This is a genomic window from Plantactinospora sp. WMMB334, assembly GCF_049179095.1.
Classification (GTDB): Bacteria; Actinomycetota; Actinomycetes; order Mycobacteriales; family Micromonosporaceae; genus Plantactinospora.
This window is the reverse complement of the sequence record NZ_JBMHME010000002.1, coordinates 2,418,813-2,445,092: the sequence shown is the minus strand read 5'-3', so window position 1 is coordinate 2,445,092 and position 26,280 is coordinate 2,418,813. Positions and strand designations below refer to the sequence as shown.

24 protein-coding genes and 3 pseudogenes are annotated in these 26,280 nt (G+C 70.0%); 14 read left to right on the top strand and 13 right to left on the bottom strand.

Annotated elements, in window-relative coordinates; all coding sequences use genetic code 11:
• The first annotated feature begins 7 nt into the window (after window positions 1–7).
• Genes ACN27G_RS10350 through ACN27G_RS10340 form a run of 3 tightly spaced genes read left to right on the top strand, consistent with a single transcriptional unit; the run spans window position 8 to window position 3,071 of the window.
• Entirely contained in the window at window positions 8–1,285 is a 1,278-nt protein-coding gene (locus ACN27G_RS10350) for an ABC transporter substrate-binding protein (protein ID WP_421492568.1), read from the top strand.
• The gene (locus ACN27G_RS10345) at window positions 1,286–2,239 is read left to right on the top strand and encodes a carbohydrate ABC transporter permease (RefSeq protein WP_421492567.1); all 954 of its coding nucleotides are present in this window, start codon (window positions 1,286–1,288) and stop codon (window positions 2,237–2,239) included.
• Window positions 2,229–3,071 (top strand): carbohydrate ABC transporter permease, encoded by an 843-nt coding sequence (locus ACN27G_RS10340; RefSeq protein ID WP_421492566.1) that lies wholly within the window; start codon window positions 2,229–2,231, stop codon window positions 3,069–3,071. The genes ACN27G_RS10345 and ACN27G_RS10340 overlap by 11 nt, the downstream gene beginning before the upstream one ends.
• A 14-nt stretch (window positions 3,072–3,085) precedes the next feature.
• Here ACN27G_RS10340 and ACN27G_RS10335 read toward each other — a convergent pair whose 3' ends face one another.
• Together ACN27G_RS10335 and ACN27G_RS10330 are read right to left on the bottom strand one after the other, a co-directional pair.
• Window positions 3,086–3,379 (bottom strand): alpha/beta hydrolase, encoded by a 294-nt coding sequence (locus tag ACN27G_RS10335; RefSeq protein WP_421497288.1) that lies wholly within the window; start codon window positions 3,377–3,379, stop codon window positions 3,086–3,088.
• A gap of 60 nt (window positions 3,380–3,439) precedes the next feature.
• Window positions 3,440–3,686 (bottom strand): annotated as a pseudogene (locus tag ACN27G_RS10330) (alpha/beta hydrolase); the annotation flags it as partial.
• A gap of 241 nt (window positions 3,687–3,927) precedes the next feature.
• On the opposite strand from ACN27G_RS10330, the gene ACN27G_RS10325 reads away from it, so the two are divergent.
• Complete coding sequence (locus tag ACN27G_RS10325) at window positions 3,928–6,342, top strand: ATP-binding protein (RefSeq protein WP_421492565.1); 2,415 nt, start codon at window positions 3,928–3,930, stop codon at window positions 6,340–6,342.
• Window positions 6,343–6,453: 111 nt separating this feature from the next.
• Here the strand turns inward: ACN27G_RS10325 and ACN27G_RS10320 are convergent, their stop codons facing one another.
• On the bottom strand, window positions 6,454–7,404 hold the full coding sequence (locus tag ACN27G_RS10320) for a trypsin-like serine peptidase (RefSeq protein WP_421492564.1): 951 nt from the start codon (window positions 7,402–7,404) through the stop codon (window positions 6,454–6,456).
• 288 nt (window positions 7,405–7,692) lie between these two features.
• Between ACN27G_RS10320 and ACN27G_RS10315 the strand changes: the two genes are divergently transcribed.
• Window positions 7,693–7,803, top strand: a complete 111-nt coding sequence (locus ACN27G_RS10315) for an AraC family transcriptional regulator (protein ID WP_421497287.1) — start codon at window positions 7,693–7,695, stop codon at window positions 7,801–7,803.
• A gap of 36 nt (window positions 7,804–7,839) precedes the next feature.
• On the opposite strand, the gene ACN27G_RS10310 is transcribed toward ACN27G_RS10315, so the two are convergent.
• Genes ACN27G_RS10310 through ACN27G_RS10300 form a run of 3 tightly spaced genes read right to left on the bottom strand, consistent with a single transcriptional unit; the run spans window position 7,840 to window position 10,630 of the window.
• Window positions 7,840–8,505, bottom strand: coding sequence for a TIR domain-containing protein (locus tag ACN27G_RS10310; RefSeq protein ID WP_421492563.1), 666 nt, complete (start codon window positions 8,503–8,505; stop codon window positions 7,840–7,842).
• Between the two features lie 8 nt (window positions 8,506–8,513).
• On the bottom strand, window positions 8,514–10,268 hold the full coding sequence (locus tag ACN27G_RS10305) for a hypothetical protein (protein ID WP_421492562.1): 1,755 nt from the start codon (window positions 10,266–10,268) through the stop codon (window positions 8,514–8,516).
• Window positions 10,268–10,630: a hypothetical protein gene (locus ACN27G_RS10300; RefSeq protein WP_421492561.1), complete on the bottom strand. Its 363-nt coding sequence runs from the start codon at window positions 10,628–10,630 to the stop codon at window positions 10,268–10,270. The genes ACN27G_RS10305 and ACN27G_RS10300 overlap by 1 nt, the downstream gene beginning before the upstream one ends.
• Between ACN27G_RS10300 and ACN27G_RS10295 the strand changes: the two genes are divergently transcribed.
• Window positions 10,631–11,995, top strand: a complete 1,365-nt coding sequence (locus ACN27G_RS10295) for a macro domain-containing protein (RefSeq protein ID WP_421492560.1) — start codon at window positions 10,631–10,633, stop codon at window positions 11,993–11,995. It begins immediately after the preceding gene.
• 54 nt (window positions 11,996–12,049) lie between these two features.
• On the opposite strand, the gene ACN27G_RS10290 is transcribed toward ACN27G_RS10295, so the two are convergent.
• Window positions 12,050–12,250 carry a hypothetical protein gene (locus tag ACN27G_RS10290; protein ID WP_421492559.1) on the bottom strand — a complete coding sequence of 67 codons (201 nt, stop codon included), beginning with the start codon at window positions 12,248–12,250 and terminating at the stop codon, window positions 12,050–12,052.
• A gap of 120 nt (window positions 12,251–12,370) precedes the next feature.
• Window positions 12,371–12,706 (bottom strand): alpha/beta hydrolase-fold protein, encoded by a 336-nt coding sequence (locus ACN27G_RS10285; RefSeq protein ID WP_421492558.1) that lies wholly within the window; start codon window positions 12,704–12,706, stop codon window positions 12,371–12,373.
• On the opposite strand from ACN27G_RS10285, the pseudogene ACN27G_RS10280 reads away from it, so the two are divergent.
• The 6 genes and pseudogenes from ACN27G_RS10280 to ACN27G_RS10255 form a co-directional block, all read left to right on the top strand.
• Window positions 12,651–12,884 (top strand): annotated as a pseudogene (locus ACN27G_RS10280) (ABC transporter ATP-binding protein); the annotation flags it as partial. The gene ACN27G_RS10285 and the pseudogene ACN27G_RS10280 overlap by 56 nt on opposite strands.
• A gap of 218 nt (window positions 12,885–13,102) precedes the next feature.
• Window positions 13,103–13,633 (top strand): DinB family protein, encoded by a 531-nt coding sequence (locus tag ACN27G_RS10275; RefSeq protein ID WP_421492557.1) that lies wholly within the window; start codon window positions 13,103–13,105, stop codon window positions 13,631–13,633.
• 150 nt (window positions 13,634–13,783) lie between these two features.
• Complete coding sequence (locus ACN27G_RS10270; RefSeq protein WP_421492556.1) at window positions 13,784–14,692, top strand: ABC transporter ATP-binding protein; 909 nt, start codon at window positions 13,784–13,786, stop codon at window positions 14,690–14,692.
• A gap of 10 nt (window positions 14,693–14,702) precedes the next feature.
• Window positions 14,703–15,443, top strand: coding sequence for an ABC transporter permease (locus ACN27G_RS10265; protein WP_421492555.1), 741 nt, complete (start codon window positions 14,703–14,705; stop codon window positions 15,441–15,443).
• Between the two features lie 265 nt (window positions 15,444–15,708).
• Window positions 15,709–16,101 carry a hypothetical protein gene (locus tag ACN27G_RS10260; protein WP_421492554.1) on the top strand — a complete coding sequence of 131 codons (393 nt, stop codon included), beginning with the start codon at window positions 15,709–15,711 and terminating at the stop codon, window positions 16,099–16,101.
• 10 nt (window positions 16,102–16,111) lie between these two features.
• A pseudogene (locus tag ACN27G_RS10255) lies at window positions 16,112–16,165 on the top strand (histidine kinase); the annotation flags it as partial.
• A 120-nt stretch (window positions 16,166–16,285) separates the two neighbouring features.
• Here the strand turns inward: ACN27G_RS10255 and ACN27G_RS10250 are convergent.
• The 4 genes from ACN27G_RS10250 to ACN27G_RS10235 all read right to left on the bottom strand — a co-directional run bounded on the left by ACN27G_RS10250 (window position 16,286) and on the right by ACN27G_RS10235 (window position 20,137).
• Window positions 16,286–16,747: a hypothetical protein gene (locus tag ACN27G_RS10250; protein WP_421492553.1), complete on the bottom strand. Its 462-nt coding sequence runs from the start codon at window positions 16,745–16,747 to the stop codon at window positions 16,286–16,288.
• The gene (locus tag ACN27G_RS10245; protein ID WP_421492552.1) at window positions 16,677–18,392 is read right to left on the bottom strand and encodes an MFS transporter; all 1,716 of its coding nucleotides are present in this window, start codon (window positions 18,390–18,392) and stop codon (window positions 16,677–16,679) included. Before ACN27G_RS10245 ends, ACN27G_RS10250 begins: the two co-directional genes overlap by 71 nt.
• Window positions 18,393–18,476: 84 nt before the next feature.
• Window positions 18,477–19,169: a class I SAM-dependent methyltransferase gene (locus tag ACN27G_RS10240; protein WP_421492551.1), complete on the bottom strand. Its 693-nt coding sequence runs from the start codon at window positions 19,167–19,169 to the stop codon at window positions 18,477–18,479.
• Window positions 19,166–20,137, bottom strand: a complete 972-nt coding sequence (locus tag ACN27G_RS10235; protein ID WP_421492550.1) for an NAD(P)/FAD-dependent oxidoreductase — start codon at window positions 20,135–20,137, stop codon at window positions 19,166–19,168. Before ACN27G_RS10235 ends, ACN27G_RS10240 begins: the two co-directional genes overlap by 4 nt.
• A gap of 110 nt (window positions 20,138–20,247) precedes the next feature.
• Between ACN27G_RS10235 and ACN27G_RS10230 the strand changes: the two genes are divergently transcribed.
• Entirely contained in the window at window positions 20,248–20,835 is a 588-nt protein-coding gene (locus ACN27G_RS10230) for a helix-turn-helix domain-containing protein (protein ID WP_421492549.1), read from the top strand.
• Window positions 20,836–20,887: 52 nt separating this feature from the next.
• Here the strand turns inward: ACN27G_RS10230 and ACN27G_RS10225 are convergent, their stop codons facing one another.
• Complete coding sequence (locus tag ACN27G_RS10225) at window positions 20,888–21,370, bottom strand: NUDIX domain-containing protein (RefSeq protein WP_421492548.1); 483 nt, start codon at window positions 21,368–21,370, stop codon at window positions 20,888–20,890.
• Between the two features lie 1,603 nt (window positions 21,371–22,973).
• Here ACN27G_RS10225 and ACN27G_RS10220 point away from each other — a divergent pair.
• Entirely contained in the window at window positions 22,974–26,129 is a 3,156-nt protein-coding gene (locus ACN27G_RS10220) for a glycosyl hydrolase family 95 catalytic domain-containing protein (RefSeq protein WP_421492547.1), read from the top strand.
• The last annotated feature ends 151 nt before the right edge of the window (window positions 26,130–26,280 follow it).

The following is a 26,280-nucleotide window of genomic DNA, read 5'->3' as shown; positions in this document are numbered from 1 at the left end:
GAACACCATGAGAGCACGGACAACGGCCGCGCTCGCGGTGGCGGCGCTGCTCGCCCTCACCGCCTGCGGCTCCGATAACGGAGGCTCGGGCGACGACGGCCCGATCACCCTGCGGATGACCACCTGGTCGGCGAACGAGGCACACGTCGCGCTCTTCGACGAGATCGCCGACGAATACCGGAAGACCCACCCGAACGTCACCGCGATCACCTTCGACGCGATCCCGTTCGAGAGCTACACGACGACCCTCACCACGCAGATCGCCGGCGGCAACCCGCCCGACCTGGCCTGGGTGCTGGAGAACGCGGCACCCGACTTCGTCTCCTCGGGTGCGCTGCTGCCGCTCGACGACACGCTCAGGGGCACCGACGGCTACCACTTCGACGAGTTGGCCCCGGCCGCGACGAAGCTCTGGCAGGCCGACGGCACGCTCTACGGCTACCCCTTCTCCACCTCACCCTTCGGCATCTTCGTCAACACCGACCTGGTCAAGGCCGCCGGCGGGCGGACTCCCGCCGAGCTGATCGCCGCCAACCAGTGGACCTGGGAGAACGCGACGAAGCTGGGCTCGGCCGTCAACACGAAGACCGGTAAGGCCGGCCTCGTCGTACGCGACTTCGACTACAAGGGCTGGGACAACCTCTCCACGGTCTGGACGGGCTGGGGAGCCGAGGCGTGGAGCGCCGACGGGAGGACCTGCGGCTTCGACAAGCCGGAGATGGTCGCGGCGATGACGTTCCTGCACGAGGCGACCTTCACCGGCAGGGCGTTCCCCGGCCCGGGGACCACCGCCGACTTCTTCGCCGGCGAGGCGGGCATGACGATCACCCAGATCTCCCGCGCCTCGCTGCTGAAGGACGCGGCGTTCGGCTGGGACCTGGTCCCCCTGCCCGCCGGCCCGAAGGGCGACTACGCGGTGATCGGCCAGGGCGGGCTGGGCGTACTCAAGAAGGGCCGGCACGCCGAGGCGGCGGCCGACTTCCTCGCCTTCTTCACCAACCCCGCCAACTCGGCGAGGCTCGCGCAGTTCTTCCCGCCGCCGCGCACGTCGCTGCTCACCACCGATACGCTCGCCAGGACCAACCCGCTGCTCAAACCGGAGCAACTGGAGGCGGTCGTGATCGACGGCATCTCCACCGGCGTCGTCAAGCCCAGCCACACCGGGCAGGCGGAGCTCTCCCAGGCGGTCCGCTCGGCGCTCGACCCGCTCTGGAAGCCGGACGCCGACGTGCCGGCCGTGCTCGCCGGCGTCTGCACCGCGATCAACCCGCTGCTGGCCAAGTAGATGGCACTGCTGACCGACGACCGCACGGCGGGCCGGACCTCGCGCCGGCCCGCCCCGGGCGCTGGGCGTGGCTGGTGGACGACCCGCCGCCGCGACCACCTCGCCGGCTACCTCTTCGTCGCGCCGCAGCTCGCCGGCAGCGTGCTCTTCGTGCTGATCCCGCTCGGCCTGGTGGTCTGGTATTCGCTGCACGAGTGGAACGTGCTCGCCGACACGTTCGACTTCGTCGGCGCGGAGAACTACCGCGCCATGCGCGACGACCCCAACCTGCCCGGCGTGCTGCGGGCGACCGCGCTCTTCTCGGTCGGGCTCGTCGCGCTCAACCTGAGCCTGGCGCTCTTCCTCGCGGTGCTGCTCAACCAGCGGCTGCGCGGCACCGCCTTCTTCCGGGTCATCTTCTTCTCGCCGGTCGTCGTGTCACTGGTCGCCTGGACCATCGTCTGGGGCTTCCTGCTCCAGGACAACGGCGGCATCAACGGCCTGCTGGACACGGTCGGCGTCGACGGCCCGAACTGGCTGCGCGGCGACCTCACCGCGATGCTCTCGGTGATCGTCGTGCAGGTGGTCAAGAACGTCGGCCTCAACATGGTGCTCTTCCTGGCGGCGCTGCAGGGCGTGCCGGGCGAGCTCTACGAGGCGGCCCGGGTCGAGGGCGCCGGCCGGTGGACCCAGTTCCGCCGGATCACGGTGCCACTGATCAGCCCGACCATCCTGCTCACCTCGATCATCACGGTGGTCGGGTCGCTCCAGGTCTTCGCCCAGATCGCCGTCCTCACCCAGGGCGGTCCGGGCTCGTCGACAACGGTACTCGTCTACTACCTCTACCAGCAGGCGTTCCAGTTCCATCACTTCGGATACGGCGCCACCGTCTCCGTGCTCCTGTTCCTCATCGTCCTGGCGCTGACCGTCGCGCAGTGGCAGATGCGCAGGAGGTGGGTCTTCCATGAGCAGTAGGCTCTCGCCGCGCACGAAGGTGCTCCTCTACGGCACGCTCTGCGTGCTGGCCATCCCGTTCGTCTTTCCGACCTGGTGGATGGTCACCTCGTCGGTCAAGCCGGTCTCGGAGATCTTCGCGTTTCCGCCCAGCCTCGTCCCGAGTTCGGTGAGCCTCGACGGCTATCGCGACGCGTTCACCACGCAGCCCTTCGCCCGGCAGTACCTCAACTCGGCCTACATCGCCCTCGTCGTCACCCTCGGCACCCTCGCGGTCTCCTCGCTGGCCGGCTACGCCTTCGCCCGGATCCGGTTCAGGGGGCAGAACGCGCTCTTCCTGGTGGTGCTGCTCGGCCTGCTGATCCCGAGCGAGGTGACGATCGTCCCGCTCTTCCGGATGTTCCACGCGGCGGGCCTGGTCGACACCCACTGGCCGCTGATCCTGGTGCCGATCCTGGGCGCCCCGAGCGTGCTGGCCACCTTCATCATGCGGCAGTTCTTCCTGGGGCTGCCGGGCGAGTTGGAGGAGGCGGCCCGGCTGGACGGGCTGGGCCGCTTCGCGACCTTCTGGCGCATCGGACTGCCGCTGTCCCGGCCCGCCCTGGGCGCGGTCTCCATCTTCACCTTCCTGCACAGCTGGAACCTCTATCTGGAGCCGATCGTCTTCCTCTCCACGCCGGAGAAGTTCACCCTGCCGCAGGCACTTACCCAGTTCGTCGACGCGTACGGGGGTCCGATGTGGAACGTGCAGCTCTCGGCGGCGTCGCTGACGGCGATCCCCGTGCTGATCGTCTTCGTGATCGCCCAACGCCAGTTCATCGAGGGCCTGGCCCACACCGGTCTGAAGGGCTGACCCGGAGTTGCCGGTCACCGTCGCGGAGCCGGACGCAGATGGTCGCGCAGAAAGGCGAGGATCTCGCGGCGCGCGGGGCGGGCGGCCGGCACCAGGCCCGGCGTGCTGAGGAAGCTGTGGGTGGCCCTCGGATAGCAGCTCAGCCGGGCCTCCGTGCCGTCCTCGTGCAGCCGTTCGACATAACGGCGTCCGTGGTCGGCAACGGGGTCCAGCGAAGCGGTGACGACCAGCGCCGGCGGCAGACCGCCGACATCGTCGAACTTGAGCGGCGACACGCCGCGCGGGTCGAGGGCCGGCGGCACGCTCAGCCGGCGACCCCACCGACACGACCACCGCCGGACACCGGGCCGCGAGGTGGCTGTTGAGCCAGTCGTTCTGCGCGGCGGTGCCCATGATGAAGCCTCCGCCGTGGAACGACACGACCAACGGAAGCTTCTCGGCCGCCGCGTCCTTCGGGCGGTGCACCCGCAGCGTCAGGCGGCGGCCGGGAAGGTCGATCGTGGTCTCCCCGATGCGGGCACGACGGTCCGGCAGGCCGATCACGATCCGCGCGACCCGGGAGGATCCCGCCCGGTTGGTCTTTTCGCGCGCGGCGATCACCTGATCATCGGTCATGGCCGCCCAGTCGCGGGCGTCCCTCAGGATCCGGGTACCCAGCGGAGCCCGGTCTCTCATGTCGGCACGATCCCTGGCGTGTGCGCTGACATCAGTTCTCCCCATCCATCCGGCGGCTCGACGACCACCGCAGCTGCGGGTGTGGCTGCCAGCATCTCCGCCCCGGCCACCGGGTGTCTTGGACAAATGTTCCGCTGTCGATGGATTGATAGGCTCGTCGGGCGCGGAAGGGTGCAGGCGGATGAGCGGACCGGGCCGGGAGGCGCAGGAGGCGTTGGCCTGGTTCGTCGACGAGCTCAGGCGCCTCCGGCAACTCTCCGGAGCCCCCTCGCTGAACACGCTGGTCGCCGTCTCGACGTCGCTGGGACAGCCACTGGCGCGCTCGACGGTGAGCGACAAGCTCAACGCCAGGTCGCTGCCCGAGTGGCCGTTCGTCGTCTCCTTCGTCAACGCGTGCCTGGCGCACGCCGAGCGGGCCGGCATCCGACTTCCGGCCGAGCTGACGGAGCTGAGTCACTGGGACGCGGCACACTGGCGACTGCTCAGGCTCGCCGATGCCGCCCGTACGGAGGATCGGCTGCGCGCCGCCGCCCACACCCAGCTCGGCACGCAGGCGGATCGCTCCGACCAGGTGATACCCCGGCAACTGCCGGCGGCCGTACCCCACTTCGTGGGTCGGCGGGCCGCGATCGCCGGACTCGCCGGCCTGCTGCCGCACCGGCACGCCGCGCCGGGCACCACGCCGGTCTGCCTGATCAGCGGCGCGGCCGGCGTTGGCAAGACGACCCTGGCGGTCTGCTGGGCACACCAGGTCGTCGACCACTTCCCCGACGGACAGCTCTACGTCAACCTCCGTGGCTTCGACGCGACCGGTTCGGCGGCGAACCCGGCGGAGGTCCTCCGCGAGTTCCTCGAGGCGCTCGGGCTGCCGGCACAGCGCATCCCGGCCGGCCCGGACGCCCGCGCCGCACTCTTCCGCAGCCTGCTGACCGGGCGGCAGGTGCTCGTACTGCTCGACAACGCCGGCGATGCCGACCAGGTCCGTCCGCTGCTGCCCGGCTCGCCCGGATGTCTGGTGGTGGTCACCAGCCGTGGCCACCTGCCCGGGCTGGTCACCCTCGACGGGGCGCGTCCGCTCGGGCTCGACCCGCTCTCGGCGATGGAGGCGCACGACCTGCTGTCCCGGCGGCTCGGCCCCGACCGGGTGGCGAACGAGCCGGAGGCGACGCACCGGATCGTCGGCGCGGCGGCCGGGCTGCCGCTCGCGCTGGCCATCGTGGCGGGACGGGCCGCCGCCCATCCGGGTCTCAGCCTCGACCGGCTCGCGGACGAGCTGACCGGGCCGGTGAGCCTCGACGGATTCAGCTACGGCGATCCGGCCGCCGACCTCCGTACGGTCTTCTCGTGGTCGTACCGGAGTCTCGACGCCGCCTCGGCGCGGACATTCCGGCTGCTCGGGCTGCATCCCGGGCCGGACATCCCGGTCCCGGCGCTGGCGAGCCTGATCGGCGTGGCCGTGGCGGCGGCCGGCCGGGCGCTGGCCGCGCTCGTCCGCGCGAACCTGGTCTCCGAACAGCTACCCGAGCGGTACGTCCTGCACGACCTGCTGCGCGCCTATGCCGCCGAGCTGGTCGCCGCGCACGAGCCCGAGACGGTACGCCGGCAGGCGCTCGGCCGGCTCCTCGACCACTACCTGCACACCGCGTACGCCGCGGATCTGCTCCTCTACGACCAGCGGGACCCGATCACCCCCGCCCCGGCCCGGACGGGCACCGCGACCATCCCGCTCACCGACCGGGCGGAGGCGTGGCGCTGGCTCGCCCGGGAGCACCGGGTGCTGCTGGCCGTCGTCGGCCTCGCCACCGACGCCGGGTTCGACACGCACGCCTGGCAGCTCGCCTGGACCGTCAACACCTACCTCGACCGGCTCGGCGCCTGGCAGGAGCAGCTCGTTGTCCAGGAGCGGGCGCTGGTCGCCGCCGTCCGGGCGGGCGACCGGGACGGCCAGGCCCGTGCGCACCGGAACCGGGCCGTGGCCTGCCTGCGGCTCGAGGACTACGACCAGGCGCACTCGCACCTGCACCGCTCACTCGAGCTCTACACCGGGCTCGGCGACGCGATCGGCAGCGCGCGGGCCCACCTCAACCTCGGCATCCTGGCCGAGCGGGCCGGCCGGTACGAGCAGGCGCTGCACCACGCACGGCGGGCGCTCGACCTCTTCACGGCGGCCGGGAACACCAACGGGAGGGCGAACGCGCTCAACAACATCGGCTGGTACCACAGCCAACTCGGCAACTACCAGCAGGCGCTCGACCACTGTACGCAGGCCCTGGTCCTGCAGCAGCAGGTCGGCAACCGGTACTGGCAGGCACACACCTGGGACAGTCTCGGTTACGTCCACTTCCGGCTGGAGCAGCAGGCGGAGGCGATCCGCTGCTACGAGAACGCGCTCGCCCTGTGGCGGGAGGCGGCGGAACGCTACTACGAGGCGACCACGCTCACCCATCTCGGAGACAGCCACCGGGCCGCCGGTGCGCCGCAACTCGCCGACCGTGCCTGGCGCGGCGCGCTGGAGATCCTGGAGCGACTCGGCCACCTGGACGCCGAGCGGGTCCGGGAGAGGCTGGGCTCCGCGCCGGCCCGGCCGCTCTCCTGACCGGGAGAGGCTGGGCTCCGCGCCGCCCGGCCCTCCGGCGCCCGGGACACCGCAGCGCGCTCCCGGGACGGCGGCCCGGCCGCCGTCCCGGGAGCGGGTCGTGTGCAGGGGTCAACGCCACTGCGTGAAGTTGTTGATGGCCGGCGCCGTGAGCCGGGTGGCGATGTTGTTGGTGACGCCGGGCCCGGTGCCGTACGGTCCACCGGCAAGGATGCCCAGCACCGTCAGGATCGGACAGACGCAGGGCGGTGGTGGCGGGCACGGGCACGGGATCACCAGCGGGGGCGGCAGCGGGCACAGGTCGTCCGGGTCGGGTGTGTAGAAGACGGGGCTGCCGTCCTGCCCGCCGGTGGAGGGATGCCGGACGTAGAGCAGGCTGGCGTCCTCGGCCCGCACGACGTCCCGGCTCGTCCACTGTCCGGGCCGGTCGGCCGGGTATCCGTGGGTGGTCGTGCAGGCTCCGGTCACGCGCTGCGTGGGATAGCCGAGGCCGAACCAGCCGGTCCTGGTGCCGATCGCGCAGCTGAGCTGCACCGCCCCGTAGTCGTAGGCCGGGTCGCCGCCGCCGGGTGCGTTGGCCGAGCCGGTCCAGCCCGCGGGAGCGAAGAGCCGGGCCGCCCCGCACGAGCCGAACGGCGCCGCCGTCCCATCGTGCCCCGGGTACGCGACGATGTTGGGCCGCCAGCTCCCGCCCGAGCCCCCGGTGTGTACGCAGTGGCCGGCGGTCGCCACCGTACGCTCACTGATCATGAAACCGGTGCACTGGCCTCCGGTGAACGTCAGCAGGACGGTGGCGCTGGCCGGAAACGTCGTGGTCGGGTTGACCGGCACCCGCGTGTCGGGGCCGAAGATCGCTCTGGTGCCGGCGGTGGGAGTCGTCGCGCCGGCGGCGTCACCGGCCGCCGACACCACACTGCCGGTGGGCCGGTGCCCGGAGGCCGACGCGTCACCACCGACGGGTCGGTGCTGACCCGTCGCGGCAACCGCCGGCCCCGCCGGAGGTGCCAGGGCACCGACGGCCACGGCGGCGAGGGCTGTCAACGCCCATCTCTTTCTCAGCATGGTCCTCCTTCGGCCGGGCGGGATCCCCCGCGCTGACGCCTGCACGGACCAGGCTGCGGAACCACCACGCTGTCCGGCCGGTTCCCGGACACCGGAAGCCGAGCCCGACCTGCGCCCGGCCACCATCGCGGCCGCGCACAACGTCTCGATCCGCCACCTCTACAGGGTCTGCGCCCAGGCCGACGTCGGCCTCGAGTAATGGATCGTGGGCGAACGGTTGCGGGGCGCCCGACAGGAGCTGCGGCGGCAGGAGAGCCGTAGCCGGACGATCGCGACGGTCGCCCGGCGCTGGGCTTCACCGACCCGACCCACTTCGCCCGCCGCTTCCGCGCCACCTACGGCCTCACCCCCAGCGACTGGCGGCGGATCTCGACGGAGGTGCCGAGCCGGGACCCGTAGTCGCCGGCCACCTCAGATGTCCGGTTCCGGCCGACGTCAGTGCGGCTTCCGCTCATGTGCCGCGAGCGTGTCGAACCGCTTGAGGGACCGCCAGTCGTCGCCGGTCCGGTCGACGGGGCAGCCGGCGCCTTCCAGCCGGCTGGCGACCTTGTTGAGCCAGTTGCCGGCGGCGTCCATGTGGACGTAGTTGAGGCCGCCGAGGTCGGTGGGTCGGCGCATCCTGCCGACCTCCAGGATGATCGTGCGGTCCGGGTGCAGCGCGAGGGCCATGCCGAGTTCCAGGAAGACGTTGGGCCTGGCCTGGCAGGAGCCGTGTTCGTCGGCGCTGTCGGTCGCCCGACGCAGCGCCGGATGCAGTTCGACGAGGTCGTCCGGCGTCAGCAGGGCGATCACCGCGGAGGCGTCCCGGGCTGCCCTGTCGACCACCTCCTTGAGGGACGGCGTGGCGGACCTGGTGTCCCGCACGAGTCGCTCCCACTCCAGGGGTTCGAGCCCGAGCGCCCGGAGATAGCCGAAAAGGGCGTCGCGGGCCACCAGGTCACGGCCGTGGATGACGAATACCCGTCCGCCCTTCCCCGCCTTCCCCGCCCGGCACGGTCGAGCCGGCGCCGGGGCGCTGCCGCTCGCCTGGATCGGGCTACGCTCGCCGAAGGTCACCGCGTCGGCGTTCATCCTGCCGATCCGGTTGCTCTGCTTGGCCATGACGATCCTCAGTCCCTTCGTAGCGCCGGCTCTGACTTTTCGGTCTCGGGGTTGTCGCCGGCGCGCGACTTGTTGCCGAACGTGACGTTCTTGGCATTGAGCTGGTCGATCGTGTTCTGGTGCTGGTTGAAGATGTTCTGGACGAATCCGTCGAAGCTCAGGGTGTCGATCCGCCGCTTCACCAGGTAGGTCCGGACGGCTTTCGCGAGGGTCTGGTCGAGGAATGCGACGGTCCCCCGGATGTCCTGCATGGCGTTCGGGGTAACCACGGCGCCACCGAGGGCGAGTTGTTCCCGGATGGAGTCGATCGCACCGTAGCGGATTTCCCGGTTGTGCTTCACCGCCTTCCTGACCCGCCACCGCGCCCACCGCCGGCGTACGGCCGCGAAGGCGTCTTCGGCCAGCAGGCGCGGACTCCGCAGCGCGGTAAACCAGATTCTGGTGGAGCCGAAGTGGATCGCGTGTACGAGTTGCGTCCATCCGTCGTTCGGATTCCTCTTCGGGCGTCCGAATTTATTGAAGATCATGGCAGGTAGGATGAGAATCTTGCTGTACAGGATCAACTGCTCGCCGATCAACTGACCTCGTACGAACAGGGTCACGATAATCTCGTTGTCCCAGCCGGAGACCGGTACCTGAACGCAGAGATAGGTGCGTCTGGTGGTCACCGTCTCGCGCAGGTACCGGAGGACCTGGTCTTGCGGCTGGTGGGTGACGGGGACCTCGTGCGGCTTGGGTAGGACGTCCTCGGCGCGCAGATTCACACCGTTGACGTACATGCGGTAACCGCACCAGAGTCCGGGGACCCCGGCTTCCCGCATCGAAAACTCCAGCTTGCGATGCAGGGTCACCATGTCGACCGGCTTGGGACGGCGGCGTCTGCCGTCCTTGCCGGTCCGGCCGAGGCGGGTGTCGATGCGGTACTCGACGTCCCAGATCGACTCACCGCTCCCGATGAACTCGTTGTCGTGCCGCCGTCTTGGTAGGTCGTATACGACGACCCGGGCGATGGCCCCGCCGCGAGTCTGGTCGGGATCGGGACCCTCACCGAGGCTGTAGAAGCTCCGCTCCAGGCGGTCCGGCATCTTCGGAGCGACCCTACGCAGGTGCGGGGCGTCGAGGGTTCGGTAGGCGAGCCGGCACCGCCGTGCCCGCCCCGCCACCAGGTAGGCATCCACGATCCCGATGCCCCAGACGGTCACCACGCCGACGAGCACGACCAGGGCATCCTCCCGGTGCGCGAGCCGGGACATCAGCCAGCCGAACAGCAACGTGCCCAACAGGAGCACCGTCAGGACACGCCGCGCCGCGACCCGGTGGTGCTGGCGCCACTTCCGGAACCACTTGACGGCCGCGCGGGCGGTGACCCCGCGCCGCCGCAGCAGACGACGTAGCAGCGCCAGCAGAAGGAGCAGCGGCACCACGGCGACCGCCACCGGACCGTCGCCCCGGGCGCAACACGCGACCGCCAGCACCGCGACCACCCCGGCGACGACCGCGCAGAGAGCCATATTCCGGCCGCGCTCCCAGCGCTGCGCCCACCAGGCGTGCCTGAGCACCGCGATCATGTCGACCCCGTAGTTCGGCGGCCAGGCGTTCACGGCACGTCCGAGGTAAGCGGCGAGAATGTCGCGCCTCAGCGGGCCGTTGAGGTGCACGGCCTCGCAGAGTCGGCAGGTGGGCCGGTTGTTCGCGGAGGGGGAAGTGAGATAGTTCGGTCTCTCACCGACCGGATCCTCCGACGACCAGTCGTCCTGTCCCATCACGGCCTCCCGGCCGGTGCCGATCCGGCGACCGGCGCCGAATCCACCGGCGTCATTCCGTCCACATAGTGGGCCCGCGACTGCACTTCGATTAAGATCGTCTGCTCCACAGAGATCGTCCGGTCGATAAAGATCGTCAAAACGACACCGGTCACGGAACCGACGTCGTCAGGGTGAAACTCGATGGTGACCTGGGTGCGGGCGGTATTCATCGACAGAACCTCCAGTCGGGACGGGTGGCCGAAAGCCGGACGGCCGAACGCCAGATGGCCGAAGGGAGTTACGCGGCAGCGCACGGTGCGTGCATCATCGGGGTCGGACTCTGTCAGCAGCGGAACAGCTGAGGCAAGGAAAGCCGGCATATGCTTCCCTCGAAAGATCTCGAGCGCTTCCCGAGCGCTTCCCACGAGTCGGCGTGGCTCGCGGCTCTCGGCCCAGGCCGCCTCTTCGTCAAGGGCGAACAGGTCGTGCTCCCGCCACGGGTGCTACGCATCCTGCTCCGGCTCGCCGTCGCGGCCGGCAAGGCGCTCCCGGTCGAGCAGATCTATCGCGACGTCTGGAACCTGCCGGGCACGCCGGTCGATCGCGTAGCGCGTAACCAGGTGCAAAAGTGCGTCAACCTGCTGCGCGTGGCGGCGGGTGGCCACAGCGAATCGTTCATCAGCACGGAGAACGCCGTACCCACCGCCAGCTACCGGCTCGTGTTGCCGCCCGAGCGGATCGACTTCCTACACTTCGAACACCTGGTGGAACAGGCCCGATCCGCCGATGCGATCACCGCGACAACCCTGATCGACTCGGCGTTGGGTCTGTGGCACGGCCCCCCGCTGGCCGAGGTCGCGGAGCTGTCCTTCGCCCGGCAACCGATCCAGCAGCTGGCGGACCTCCGTCGCAGGGCCGAACACGATCTCGTCACCCTCTACCGGGACATCGGCAGGCCGGAGAGCGCACTCGCCGTTGGCGTGGCCTGCCTACGGGAGCGTCCGGACGACGCCGTGCTGCGTACGATCCTCTCCGAACTCGAGGAGCAACTGCGACCACGACGGCGTGGACTTGTCCATCGGACGATCGGTGACAGCCCGCCGGTCAGCATCAGCGTGATCTCCGGGGACCTCTTCGCACACGACGATGCCCACCTGGTTGTCGGCTTCACCGACACGTTCGACACGAACACCCGCGGCAACGTCGTCATCAGCAGCGGCTCGGTCCAGGCACAGGCGATGCGACGGCTCTTCGAGGGCGACCGTGACCTGCTCGACCGCCGGCTGCGTGCCGCCCTGCACGGCGTCCCGGCCGCCGGCCGCGAGAAACGGAGCGCGAAACCCAGAGGACGCCTGATCCGGTACCCGATAGGCACCGTTGCCGTGCTACACCAGCAGGACCGACAGGTGTTCGGCCTCGCGTACAGCAGGATGGGCAACGACCTGATCGCCCGGTCCAGCCTGGACGACATTCGGACGAGCCTCGACGCGCTGTGGCACGCGGTGTACCAGGAGGGACAGCTTCGCCCGCTTGCGATGCCGGTGATCGGTTCGGCCCTCGCCCGCGTCTACGGAGTTCCGCCGACCCGCCTGCTCACGCTGATCATGGAATCCTTCGTCGCCTGCACACTCGACCGGCCGGTGGCCCGGGAGCTGCGCATCGTCCTCCGTCCGGCCGATTTGGCCCATGTCGACCTCGAAGAGGTGGCCAGATACCTGGACACGCTCGGCGTCTCCGGAGGCTGAGGCCCGGCGGGTCGGAAACTCCTGCCGGCCGCACGCTGCTGCCAAGGCGGCGTGTCACCAACGGTCGTTGCCCCGGGCAGCCAGCAGCATCGGCAGTGAGCGGTGCAGCTCCCGCTCCCAGTACGCCGGCTGGTGGGTGCCGTGGTAGAAGTCGGTGACGAGCGGGGCACCCGCTCGCCGCAACCGGCCCGCGAGCGACTCGTTGAGAACCCGGTCGAATGCTTCGATCTGCCGGTCCTCCGCAGTGGTCTCCACACCGTCGAGCGCAGGCCGTCCCTACCATTGCCGCAGATCAGGAAGACGGGTGTGCGCCGCAGCCAATCGGCCAGGTGGTGCGGGTCGTGCCGTTCCCAGACCATGCGTTGGGCGGCCGGATCACCCCACAGGTCGAGATATCTGGAACGCCGTTCTCCACCCGGTCACCGAGTCAGGGTGCAGCAGGTGGACCGAACCGCTGTAGCTGGCCACCGCCCGGAAGATCCCGGGACGGGGTGTCGCGTACCCGAGCGCGCCGTAGCCGCCCATCGACGCTCCCGCCACGGCCCGGCGAGGCCCGGCCCCGTAGCCGCGTTCCAGGATCGGGCGGACCTCATCGAGATGGAACGTCCCCCAGGCCGGCGGCCCGTACCGTCCACCGTTCCACCAGATTGCTGTACTGATCGAGGACGTACGTAATCGGGGCGTGACGATCGTGCTGGTCACGCACTTCATGGAGGAGGCGGAACGGCTCTGCGACCGGCTCGCCCTGATCGACTCGGGCCGGCTCGTCGCGCTCGACTCCCCGGCCGGGCTGGTCGCGAAGGTCGACGACCGGCAGCGGATCCGGTTCCGCCCGTCGACACCACTGGACGACGCCGTGCCGACCGCGCTGCCCGAGGTGACATCGGTCGAGGTCCCACCACCTGTCCAGATGGCGCCGGACGCAATGAACCTCGATTGTCTCCCGCACCTGGACCCCACCGTCGAGGACGCTCTCCACACGCTGCGGTGATTCGATGCCGAAACCGGTCGGATGCCCGGGACAAGCGGCCAGAAAGTGACCGCTATGGTCCGTAGCGTCGAGGTCGAGAGCGAGACGAGGCAGTTCCGAGAAGAAGGATGACGACCATGGCGACGACGACCTCCGCGCAGACCGTGACCGGCGAGCGGGCCGACCTCCTGGAGTCCCTGGGCCACGCGCGGCACTTCCTGCGGTTCACCGCGCGCGAGCTCAGCGACGAGCAGGCCGCCACCCGCAGCACGGTCAGCGCACTCTGTGTGGGCGGGCTGATCAAGCACGTCACGGCGGTGGAGCGGCAGTGGACCCGGTTCGTCGTCGAGGGAGCCGCGTCGATGCCGGCCGGCGACGATCCGGCAGCGTACGAGGCGCACGCGGCCGGTTTCCGGATGGAACCCGGGGAGACGCTGGCCGCGCTGCTGGAGGAGTACGAGAACGTCGCGCGGCACACGGACGACCTGGTGCGTACCCTGCCCGACCTCGACGCCGGTCACGAACTGCCGCCCGCCCCGTGGTTCGAGCCGGGCGCCCGGTGGAGCGCGCGCCGGGTGCTGCAGCACATCATCGCCGAGACGGCACAGCACGCCGGGCACGCAGACATCATCCGGGAGTCCATCGACGGGGCCAGGTCGATGGGCTGACCGGGCGGCACCCGCGCCCCGCCGCGTCCGGCGTTGCGGCGGGGCTGACCCGGCATCCACCGATCGGTTGATCGGCGTACCCGTCGCGCCCGGTGCCGGCCGGACTGCGTGGTCGATTCGGCACCGGATCGCGGATGGCACGCTACTGGTATGGCAATCATCGAAGTCGACGGTTTGGTCAAGCGCTACGGTGACCGCACCGTGGTGGACGGGGTCAGCTTCGCCGTCGAGCCGGGCGAGATCTTCGGCATCCTCGGCCCGAACGGTGCCGGCAAGACCACCACCGTCGAGTGCGTCGAGGGGTTACGGACCCCGGACGGCGGCACCGTCCGGGTCTGCGGCATCGACCCGCGGCGCGACACCGGTGAGCTGCGGCAACTGCTCGGCGCGCAGCTCCAGGAGAGCGAGCTGCCCGACAAGCTCAGGGTCGGCGAGGCGATGGAGCTCTACAGCTCCTTCTACCGGAACCCGGCCGACTGGCGGGAGCTGATCGACACCCTGGGCCTCGGCGACAAGGTCGGCACGCAGTTCCGGCGCCTCTCCGGCGGGCAGAAGCAGCGGCTGTCCATCGCGCTCGCCCTGGTCGGCAACCCGACGGTGGCGGTGCTCGACGAGCTCACCACCGGCCTGGACCCGCAGGCGCGCCGCGACGCCTGGGACCTGATCGAGGACGTACGCAATCGGGGCGTGACGATCGTGCTGGTCACGCACTTCATGGAGGAGGCGGAACGGCTCTGCGACCGGCTCGCCCTGATCGACTCGGGCCGGCTCGTCGCGCTCGACTCCCCGGCCGGGCTGGTCGCGAAGGTCGACGACCGGCAGCGGATCCGGTTCCGCCCGTCGACACCACTGGACGACGCCGTGCTGACCGCGCTGCCCGAGGTGACGTCGGTCGAGCGGGCCGGCCGCCAGATCGTGGTGACCGGTACCGGAAACCTGCTGCTCGCCGTAGCCACCGTGCTCGCCCGCGACAAGGTCGTCGTCGCCGACCTGCGGGTCGAGCAGACCTCGCTGGAGGACGCCTTCATCGCGCTCACCGGCCGCCACATCGACGCCTGAGGAGACCGCCGTGTCCGCCCTGTCCCGGCTCACCGCCACCGAAACCAAACTGTTCTTCCGCGAGCCGATCATCGTGTTCTTCGCGATCGCGTTCCCCCCGATGCTGCTCGTCATCTTCGGCCTGATCCCGCCGTTCCAGGAACCCGACCCGTCCCTCGGCGGCCTGCGGGTGATCGACATCTACGTGCCGATCATCGTCGGTACGGCGCTGGCCATGTTCGCCCTCAACGGCCTCTCCCAGCTCCTCGCCACCTACCGGGAGAAGGGCGTGCTGCGACGCATGCGGACCACTCCGGTGAAGCCGCAGATGATGCTCGGTGCGCAGTTGCTGATGTCCACGATCCTCTCCGTGGCGACGATGGTGCTCGTCCTGGCCATCGGCCGGCTGGCGTACGACGTGCCCCTGCCCCGGCAGGTGCCGGCCTACCTGCTCGGCTACCTGCTGGCGGCGCTGGCGATGTTCGCGATCGGCCTGCTCGTCGCCGCGCTCGCGCCGAGCGGCAAGAGTGCCGGCGCGATCGGGTCCATCCTCTTCTTCCCGGTCGTCTTCTTCGCCGGCCTCTGGATTCCACGCAGCGCCATGAGCGACGTGCTGCGGACGATCAGTGATCTCACCCCGCTCGGCGCGGGCGTGCAATCATTGCAGGACGCCACGGCCGGCCACTGGCCGCAACTGCTGCACCTGGCGGTCATGCTCGGCTGGACGATCGTGGCCGGCGGGTTGGCGGCACGGTACTTCCGCTGGGAGTAGGTCGTGAGCATCGAGGCGGAGCTGCGAGCGGAGTTCGACCGCTGGGAGCGCCGGGAGATCGCACTCTTCAAGGTGCTCCCCTACCTCCTCCTGGCGGCCAGCGTCCTGCTCACGCTGCTGCAACCGACCTGGGACACGCCGGTGCGCGTCCCGGCCGTGCTCGGGCTGACGCTCGCGGCCACGCTCTGGATCCTCTATTTCCGCACCCCGCATCCGGAGTGGCACCAGAACGGCCCGCTGATGGGCCTCTACTACACCGGGGCTGATGGCGCTGGCCGCCGGCCTGGTGGCGCTCGCGCCCTTCTTCGCCCTCTTCGCCTTCGTCGGCCACCCACAGGCGTTCCTCTACCTGAAGGGCCGCTGGCGCTATGCCGGCATCGCCGTCACGGCGGTCGTCTCGGCGATCGGACATCTCGGCGGGGCCGCCGACATCGTCGCCGGGGCGTGGTGGGAAGGGATCTCCGTCGCCGTCATCTGCATCGTGCTGGCCGGGGTGTTCTTCCACGTCGCCGAGCTGGCCGACGACCGCAACCGGAAGCAGCGGCGGGCCCTCACCGAGCTGCACGAGGCCAACACCAAGCTGGAGGCGGCGCTGGAGGAGACCGCGGCCTGCACGCCCAACTGCTGGTGCGGGCGCGCGGGCCGGGGTGCTCGATGAGCGGCAGCGGATGGCCCGGGAGATCCACGACACCCTGGCCCAGGGGCTCGCCGGCATTCTCACCCAGCTCCAGGCCGCCGAGCAGACCCTTGACGACCCGCCGGCACCGGCGTCCCGCCGGCACGTGACGAACGGTCGAGGCCGCCGCGCGGGGGCAGGCCACATGTGCCGGCCGAGCGGCTGGTTACTCGGCGGCCAACTGGTCGGTCAGTCGGTCCAGGCCGCCCCTGATGAGCTGCCCGTACTCGTCATCGCCGAGCGCGCCGACCCCCGCACGGGCATGCCGGAGGTGCTCGCGGGCCCGGCAGAGATCGCCGAGCCTGCGGTAGCAGTCGGCCAGGTTGAGGTGCAGCGACGGATACAGACCGGCCACCGACAGCGGCACCCCGGCCTGCGCCACCCGGTCGTCGGTGAGCAGGTCGGCCGCTGCCAACGCCCGCTGGTCCCAGAGCAGTTCCTCGTGGACGTCGTCCTGCACATCGGCCATCGAGTGCGCGAGGACGCAGACGTGCAGGGGATCGCCTCGTTCGCCGCCGATCTCGGCCCAGATCTCCGCGAACAGGTCGCGAGCCGCCTCACGCTGACGTCGGTGGTGATGCAACTCCACCCCTCGGCCAATGCGAACCATCGTTGCATCGGTGACCATCGGCTGCTCCCGCCTGGCTCAGCTCCCGACGATGGCATGGATCGTACGTGCTCTCACCCCTCGGTAGCACGCCCGATGCCTCCTCGGCCCGGTCGCCGGGAACGGCGGTGCGCCGGGGGCCACGGGCGAGCACGTAGCCGAAGAGAATGGCCATGATCACGGCTCCGACCCACATGGCGTGCTGCCAGCCGTCGACGAACGACTCCTCGGCGGCCCGTACCAGTGCTCCGGCCTGCGGGCCGGCACCGTCGGCGACGGCGACGGCGTTCGCGACACCCTCGCGGGCGGGGTCGGCCACCTCGGTCGGGACGCCGCCGAGCCGGGGATCGATCGAGGTCCGGTAGCCGGCGGAGAGGACGGCGCCGAGCAGGGCGACGCCGAGGGCGCTGCCGAACTCGCGGGTGACGTCGTTGAGCGCGGAGGCGACCCCCTGGTGCTCGCGCGGCAACGAGCCGGTGATCGCCTCGGTCGACGGCGTCATGGAGAGGCCCATGCCGAGTCCCATCGCGAGCATGCCGGGAAGCACGGCGAGGTAGCCGCCGTCGACGGAGACGAGGCTCGCCATCAGGGCGAGCCCGACGCCGCCGAGCAGGATGCCCGACGTCATGGTGGCGCGGCTTCCGATCCGGGCGGCCACCTGCGGGGCGAGGCCGGAGGCGAGCATCATCAGCAGGGCTGTCGGCATCATCGCCAGGGTCGCCCGCAGCGCGGACCAGCCGAGCACGACCTGGAGGAACGGGAAGAGCACCACGAAGATCCCCGCCTGCACCCCGAAGACGGCGAGCAGTGCGAGCGACCCGCTGGCCGGGCCGCGCTCGCGGAACAGCCGTACGTTGAGCAGCGGCGCCGGCTGGCGCAGTTCCCAGGTTATGAAGCCGATCGCGGCGAGCAGACCGCCGACGAGGCCGAGCAGCGTCGAGGGCTCGGTCCAGCCGTACACCGGGCCCTCGTGCAGCACGAAGATCAGCGCGAGCACCGCGACGACCGAGGTCACCGAGCCGACGGTGTCGAACCGGTGCGCGGCGTCCTCGCGCGAGTTCGGGACCGACCGCACGATCATCGCGACCGACGCCAGGACGAGCGCGACGGGCAGAACGAAGAGCCACCGCCAGGTGGCGACGTCGACCAGCAGCGCCGAGAGGTACATCCCGAGGATGCCGCCGCCCCCGGCCACCGCCGTCCACACCCCGATGCCCTTGGCACGCTCCTCCTCGGGAAAGGTCGAGGTGATCACGGCGAGCGTGACCGGCATGATCATCGCTGCCCCGACGCCGGAGAGGAACCGGGAGGCGAGCATCATCTCCGAGGAGGTCGCCAGACCGGCGGCCACGTTCGCGAGGCCGAAGACGGTCAGACCGACCAGCAGCACCGGCTTGCGGCCCCACCGGTCGCCGAGTGCCCCGAGCGGCAGGAGCAGTGCGGCGAGAGTCATCGTGTAGAGATTGATGAACCACAGCACCTCGCTCTGCGAGGCGTCGAACTCGACGGCGAGTTCGGGCTGCGCGACGTTCAGGCCGGTCACCGAGGCGATGACGGCCATCAGCGCGACACAGACGGCGATCAGGACCGCGCGGCGCCGGTGGGGGTCGTCGATGACGACCGGGTCACCGTGGCCGGCCACGGCCGAGGGCGGGATCGTGTTCATGAGGTTCCTTCGCGGGAGGTGGGAGTTGCGGCCGCCGAGCCGATCGGCCGGGTGGAGACGGAGGCGGAGGGTCGGGTGACGGGGTCAGCGACGTCGGTCGGCTCTGACGACCACGTCGTGGATCGATGTCGCGTGGCCGCCGTGACCGGTCAGTTCCCGGTGCGACTCCTGCGCGGTGACCACCTCCCACACGGTCGGATCGAGCCGCGTGGTGATGTCGGCGGCCGTCACCGAGGCCGAGGCGGGTGGTCCCGTCTCGCCGTGCCCGTGCCCGTGCCCGTGCCCGTGGCCGTGGCCGGCGGCAGGGGCCCGGTCGTGGTGCTGATCGGGGTGCTGTTCGGGATGGTGGAGGTGACCGACGATGAAGAGGGTGCCGGCGGGGGCGACCCAGGAGGCGATACGGTCATAGAACTCCAGCTGCGACATGGCGGAGTGCGCGTAGTGCGTGGTGACCAGGTCGTACCGGTCGTCCGGCTGCCACCTGGACAGATCCGCCTCGACCCACCGCACCCGCCCGGCGACCCCGGCGGCGTCGGCGCGCTCCGCTGCGCGATCGAGCGCCGTGCCGGCGATGTCGACGCCGGTGACCTGCCAGCCACGGGTGGCGAGCCAGATCGCCTCGGCCCCGGCACCGCACCCCGCGTCGAGCGCCGTGCCGGGCGCCAGCTCGCCGGCCTCGCGCACCAGGTGCGGATTGGGCCGGCCGGCGGCCATGGCCGCGGCGCGGTCGCCCTGCCAGATCTGGTCCCAGTACTCCCTGTCGAACGAGTGCGTCATCGCCGGTCCCCCTCGGTTGCTGCTGCGTCGGCCCGCGCGGCCATCGCGCGGTCAAGGTCGTCCCTCACCAGGTCGGCGTTGAGGTGCTGGGCCGCGCGGGCCCCCTCGGCAGCGGCCCCGCTCACCTGGGCGGAGATGTCGGAGGCGTTGCCGGCCACCCAGACGCCGGGGACCGAGGTCTTCCCGAAGGCGTCGGACTCGACGAACGCCCCAGCCGGATGGGACGTCGGCTTGATGCCGATCCCGGCGAAGGGCGCCGTGCGCGCGACCATCCGGGTGGCCACGACGACCGCGTCGACAGCGACGACCCGGCCGTCGTCCAGCCGTACGCCGCGCGTGTGGCCGCCGTCGATCTCCAGCCGCGAGATCCGGCCGGTGATCACCGGTACATCCAGCGCGTCGAGCTGGGCGCTTACCTCCGGCTCGAGCTGGTGGCCACCGGCGAACAACACCACGTCGGAACTCCACTGCCGGAACAGGACCGCCTTCTGTACCGCCATCGGCTCCGTGACCAGGACGCCGATCCGGCGATCCCGGACCTCCCACCCGTGGCAGTAGGGGCAGTGCAGGACGTCGCGCCCCCACTGCTCGCGTACCCCGGGGATGTCGGGCAGTTCGTCGACGAGGCCGGTGGCGATCAGGAGACGCCGCGTCGGGAGGACCGCGCCGTCGCGGAGGACGACCAGGAATCCGTACGACGCACACGAGACGTCGACCACCTCGCCCGTGAGGATCTCGCCGCCGTACCCGAGGACCTCGTCCCGGCCCCGGGCCAGCAGCTCGGCGGGGCGCACGCCGTCCAGGGCCAGCAGCCCGTGCACCCCGCCCGCCGGGGCGTTCCTCGGCTCACCCGCGTCCACCACGGTGACGGCGCGGCGGGCGCGAGCTGACGTCAACGCGGCGCTGAGGCCGGCCGCGCCGCCCCCGACGATCACCACGTCCCGGATCGTGCCCGTATGTTGTGTCATGTCCGACCTCTCGGTTACCTCGCGGATGCCGCTTCGGCACCCGGGCTCTCCGATGGTCGGCAGCGGCAGGCGAAACCGCAAAACTATTTGCCGAATGGCAAACTGGCAGGATGAACGAATCAACGGACCACACCCTCGACGCCGTGGGCCCCCGGCTCAAGCGACTGCGACAGCGCCGGGACATCACCCTGAACGACCTCGCCGAGGCGACCGGCATCTCGATCAGCACGCTCTCCCGGCTCGAGGCCGGCCTACGGCGCCCCACCCTCGAACAGCTGCTACCCCTGGCCCGCGTCTACGGCGTCACCCTGGACGAACTGGTCGACGCGCCGCCGACCGGCGACCCACGCATCAACATGCGTCCGCTGCCCAGCCGCGACGGCTCCGTCATCGTGCCGCTGAGCCGCCGACCCGGGGGCATCCAGGCCTACAAGTTCATCCTCCCCGCCGGACGCGACGACGCCGAACCCGCCCTCCGCACCCACGAGGGCTACGACTGGGCCTTCGTGCTCAGCGGCAGGCTCCGGCTCGTCCTCGGCGAGCGTGACCTGATCCTCGAACCCGGTGAGGCCGCCGAGTTCGACACCCGTACGCCGCACTGGTTCGGGGCGACCAGCTCGGGACCGGTGGAGTTCCTCAGCCTCGTCGGCAAGCAGGGTGAACGCGCACACGTCCGCACAGCCGTCGATCAGCATTGATCCGGTTGGAGGCGTCGCCCGAGCGGCTGGTCAGGAGGGGCAGCCGCCTTGGTCAGACGACGGGGTTTCCGTTCTCCAGATAGCGGGTGAAGCCGCCGGTCGCCGCCTTCAGCGCGGCCGCGGCCCGCCGAGCCAGCAGCGGGGACAGCCGCTGCCGCGCCTCGTCCGGTGTCGACCACGCCCAGCCACGCAGTTCGTCGGCCGGCAGGTGGATCTCGACGGTCCGTGTCACGCCCAGGACCCCGCCGTCGTAGACGAACATGACCCCTTCCGTACGGCCGGTGCACGGCGGAACCCAGTCCACGACCAGCAGCCGGCCGGGCACGATCGACAGACCGAGTTCCTCCTTCGTCTCGCGCACGGCGGCGAGGTACGGCGACTCGCTTTCCTCCACCACGCCACCGGGCAGCTCCCAGTAGCCCTTGTAGACCGGCTCGACCAGCAGAACCCGGCTGAGGTCGTCACGGAGCAGCACGGCAGAGCCCATCCGCTTGCGCGGCAACGTCGCGGTGTAATCGCCAGGCGGTGAGGTCACGAGGGGAGGCTATCGAGGCAGTTCCACGCCACGCCGGATCTCGGCCCGATTCACCAATGCGAGGTAATCAGGATCAGACAACTATAACGCGACGCCCTACTACAAGCCGGTCGCAAGACTCTAGGAAGATTCCGCCGGACCGCTGCCTGTCAACTCTTCCCGGGATAGTGATCCAAGTACCACCTGTCCGCGATCCGTCAAGACCAGCCAGGAATTCTCGCGATCCTCCTCTTGATCCGGCCATTCGACGAAGCCCCGAAGAGTCTTCTCCACCTCTTCGGACGTCGACGGGCGCAGCGCTGGCGGATCGACGGTTGGGTACAAATCGACGAACCCTAGCCGGACGGCCTTCCACACGGCGTTGGATATTGAGTTACGCGCTCTCGGGGCGGATGAGCCGTTCCAATCGGGCTCCCACCAGTAGACCAGCGAGCAGAGGTCACTCTCGTCTAGCGCAGCTGCGATGACTCGACGTTCGTCACGTCCCAACTCGTCCATTAAGCCTGGCCCTCCTGCCCCAGGCCCACAGTAGTCGGGGTCGCGAGTCACGGCGTCACTGACGCTTCGCTCGGGCAACAACGCCGCACCAGTGCTGGGGGCCGAAGGTCAGGACCGGCCGGTTCCAGGCTCTGGTTACTCGGCGGAGCATAGTCCCGGATAACCTCCCAAACGCCTTCAAGATCAGTCGTGGCGTCTGGACTCTCGATGACGCGCCCCTTCAGGTGCCCTTCCAGGAAGCCGACCGACCTGCTGTCCACGGCCGCAAGCACCAGCGGGCCGTCCAGGCCGACGTAAAGCGCCGGCGTCGAACGGCACGACTTGCACCCGGACGTTGGGGCGATCACATGCCGCCATCAAGGCGTACCCGCGCCGCCGGCTCGCACCAGGGCCCGCAACCGCCGCCACGGCTGGCTCCCCCGCCGCCGCTGACCCAGCTCACCCCCCTACCCCGCCCCGAACCAACTCCCCGGTCCAGGGCCGTCCACCGCCGCCAACACCTCCCCCCACCCCTCCCCACCCCACCCACACCCCACCCACACCCCACCCACACCCCACCCACACCCCACCCTCCCCTCCCCCACCCCCTCTCCGCCAATGAGTTGTACAAGATCGCAGATCTTGGAAGCGGAGGGTCGCTATGGCGGCTACCCGGTTCCAAGATCCGCGATCTTGAGCGTCTCTCCACATTGAGGCGGAGGGGGGCGGCGAGGCGGGCGAGGGCGGAGCGAGGGCGGGGAGGGAGGGAGGAGGGAGGGAGGAGGGAGGAGGGAGGAGAGAGGAGGGCGGGGGGCGGGAGGCGGGAGGCGGGAGGCGGGAGGCGGGAGGCGGGTGAAATACATCCGATGTATTTGAACGATCATCGCCACCCGACCTACGACAGGTGGGCCAAAAAGATCCCGGCAAGGGATTGACGGATGCAAGACATCCAATGTTAACTGCATGTCACAGACATGGGTCGATGGTTACCCGGGGAAAAGCCACCTTCGGGCAGGCTACCGGCCTCGTCAGTCTCGACGTCGCTTCCGTTTTCGGCGGATGGGAGCTTCACCGGATCCCCGGGGCGCGAGACGCCAGCCACCGCACGATCTGAAGGGGATCGTCGATGAAGGTGAGTACGCCGATCCGCGTCACGCTCGCCGCCCTGCTCACGGGCGGCCTCGTCGCCACCGGGCACGCTGCCCCGGCCGTGGCGGCGCCCACCGACGCCGCGTTCAATTCGAGCACCGGCACGCTGAACGTCAACTATGCCAACTATCTCTCGAAGCACGACATCGTCTACAACCGGCCCAACACCAACCCGCTGCACGGGCTGACCGTCGGCAACGGGCGCACCGGGGCGATGGTCTGGAGCCAGAACGGCCTGTCGATGCAGGTCTCCAACGTCGACCTGGCGCCGCAGTCGACGTACGCGGCCGGGAACGTGCACCTCTTCGCCAACCCGCAACTCGACTCCGGATACGCCACGTTCCAGCAGCGCCTGTCGCTCTACGACGGCACGCTGACCACGAGATACGACAACAACCGCACCATCACCATCATGGGCTCGCCCAACTCCGAGGTGATGGGGATCAACGTCCAGGACAGCCGGCCCGGCGTCACAAGTGTCGGGCTCGACCTGAGCCTCTGGGACCTGAACAGCGTCCAGAACATCGCCGACGTGCCCAACCTCGACACCTGGCGCACCGCGAGCACCTTCGCCGACTCCGCCGGCATCGGGATCAGCCGGGGTCAGGCCGACCCGAACGGCTTCGGCTACACCCTGGCCGCCACCGTCGAGGGCGCGAGCTACACCTCCCAGGTGGTCAACGGCACCCGGGTCCGGTTGAACATCACCCCGACCAGCAGCTACACCGTCTGGTTCACCGCCGCCTCCCGGATCAACTCACCGGGCCAGAACTCGGTGCAGCAGGCCAAGAACCAGCTCGCGGCGGTGAAGTCGACCGGCTACAGCACCACGTTCACCAACTATCGCAACTGGTGGCACAACTTCTGGGCGAAGTCGTTCGTGCAGTATTCCAACGCGGGCGGGGACGCCGACTACCTGGAGAACGTCTACTATCTCGCCACCTACATGATCGCGGCAGGCGGCTTCGGCAACTATCCACTGCACTTCATCAACGGGGTGTTCCGGGCGACCCAGGACAACTCCAAGTGGAGCAACGGCTACTGGTACTGGAACCAGCGCGACGTCTACAACTCGTTCCTGGCCGGCAACCACGTCGACCTGATGGCCGGCTTCAACCGCCTCTACAGCCGCAACCTTGCCGCGCTGAAGTCCTACACCCCGACCCGCTACGGCAGTGACGGGCTCTGGGTGCCGGAGACGATGGGCTGGGACGGCAACGCCCGGGGCACCGTCAACAGCGACTACGTCAACGACCTCTACTCCACCGGCACCGAGGCCGCCTACAACATGTACCTGCAGTACCGGTACACCAACGACGAGAACTACCTGCGGAACACCGCGTACCCGTACATGCGCGAGGCGGTGAAGTTCTACGAGGACATCCTGAGCCGGGACTCCTCCGGGCGCTACTACATGGCCAACTCGAACGCCCACGAGACCTACTGGGACGTCCGGAACGCCATCACCGACCTGGCCGCCGTCCGGCTGCTCTTCCCGCTGACCATCGCGGTCAGCCAGCAGCTCGGCCTGGACTCCGGCCTGCGGGCCAGCTGGCAGAACATCGTCGACAACCTGGCGCCGTACCAGATCTCGAACGGGGCGTACCTGCCACACGACCCGCCCACCTCGCCGACCCGGAACGGCGAGAACGTGGCACTGGAGCTCGTCTGGCCCTACGACCAGACCGGGATCGGCTATCCCGACCACCAGACCGCGGTCAACACCTGGAACGTCCGGCCGCACCCGTACGGCAACGTCTGGGCCAACGACCATGTGCACGCCGCCCGGCTCGGCCTCGGCAACCAGGCGCTCCAGGGCATAAAGACGATGCTCCAGAAATACCAGAACTACCCGAACGGGATGACCAACAACACCAACGGGGTCTTCGAGTATCTCGGCATCCACCTGGCGGCGATGAACGAGTCGCTGATGCAGTCGTACAACGACAGGATCCGGGTCTTCCCGGCGGTGCCGACCGACTCCAGCTTCGTCGGCAGGTTCACCCTGCTCGCCAAGGACGGCTTCCTGGTCAGCTCCGAACGGGAGGCAGGCGAGATCAAGTACGTCGGACTGCGCAGCCTGCACGGCAAGCAGGCCCGGGTGGTGAACCCGTGGGGCAGCCAGCAGGTACGCGTCCGGCGTACCTCGGACAACGCCATCCTGACGACCAGCTCGGCCGGCGAGATCAGCTTTGCCACGGCGGCGAACACGGTCTACGTGGTGGAGCGGACCGGCAAGCCGCTCTCCAGCTATTCCGGCGCCACGCTGACCGGCGGCGCCAACCAGGGCGTGAAGACGCTCTCCGGCACCGCCTCCACGCTCGGGCTCGGCGGCGGGCCCGGGAACCCGGGCGGCGGCGGGATGGTCAACAACACCCTGCTGAGCTACGACGCCAACTGGCACCTCACCACGGCACGCGGGTACGGCGACTACAACGACGACACCCACCACAGCACCACGGTCGGTGCGGTCGCCTCCTACACCTTCACCGGGACCGGCGTCGAATACCTCTCGGAGCGCAACGGCGACATGGGCAACGTGGACGTCTATCTCGACGACGTCCTCCAGGCCAACGTCAACCTACACGTCTCCGGGGCGCGGCAGGCGCAGCAGGTGGTCTGGCGGCGGACCGGGCTGGCGAACGGCCAGCACACGATCCGGATCGTCAACAAGGCGACCTCGGTCGGCATGATCGACGCGCTGCGGATCCTCACCGGCGGCAGCAATCCGCAACCGGGCGGCGCGGTCGCGCTGCGCGCCCAGGCCAACGGCCAGTTCGTCAGCGCCAGCAATGCCGGCGCCGGCAACCTGATCGCCAACGCCAGCGCGGTCGGCGCCTGGGAACAGTTCGACCAGGTGGACCTCGGCGGCGGCGCCATCGCGCTGCGGGCCCGGGTGAACGACCAGTTCGTCTGCGCGGAGAACGCCGGGGCCGACCCGCTGATCGCCAACCGGGGCTCGGCCGGGTCGTGGGAGACCTTCGCCCTGGTCCGCAACTCGGACGGCACGGTCAGCCTGCGGGCGACGGTCAACAACCGGTACGTGGTCGCCGAGGACGGCGGCGCGGCGGCGCTGATCGCCAACCGGGAGTCGATCGGCCCCTGGGAGAAGTTCGAGCTGGTACCCGCCTGACGCGTCCGGCCGGCGGATCCGCCGACGATCCGCCGGCCGGGCCCGGCCAGCTCCGCCATCCCCTGCTGCCGCTCCTTCCTACCGCTGTGCCGCGACCCCGTCAGCTGCCCGCCCGCTGCACCCCGTCCTGCCTGCCCGCCCACCCCCCTCG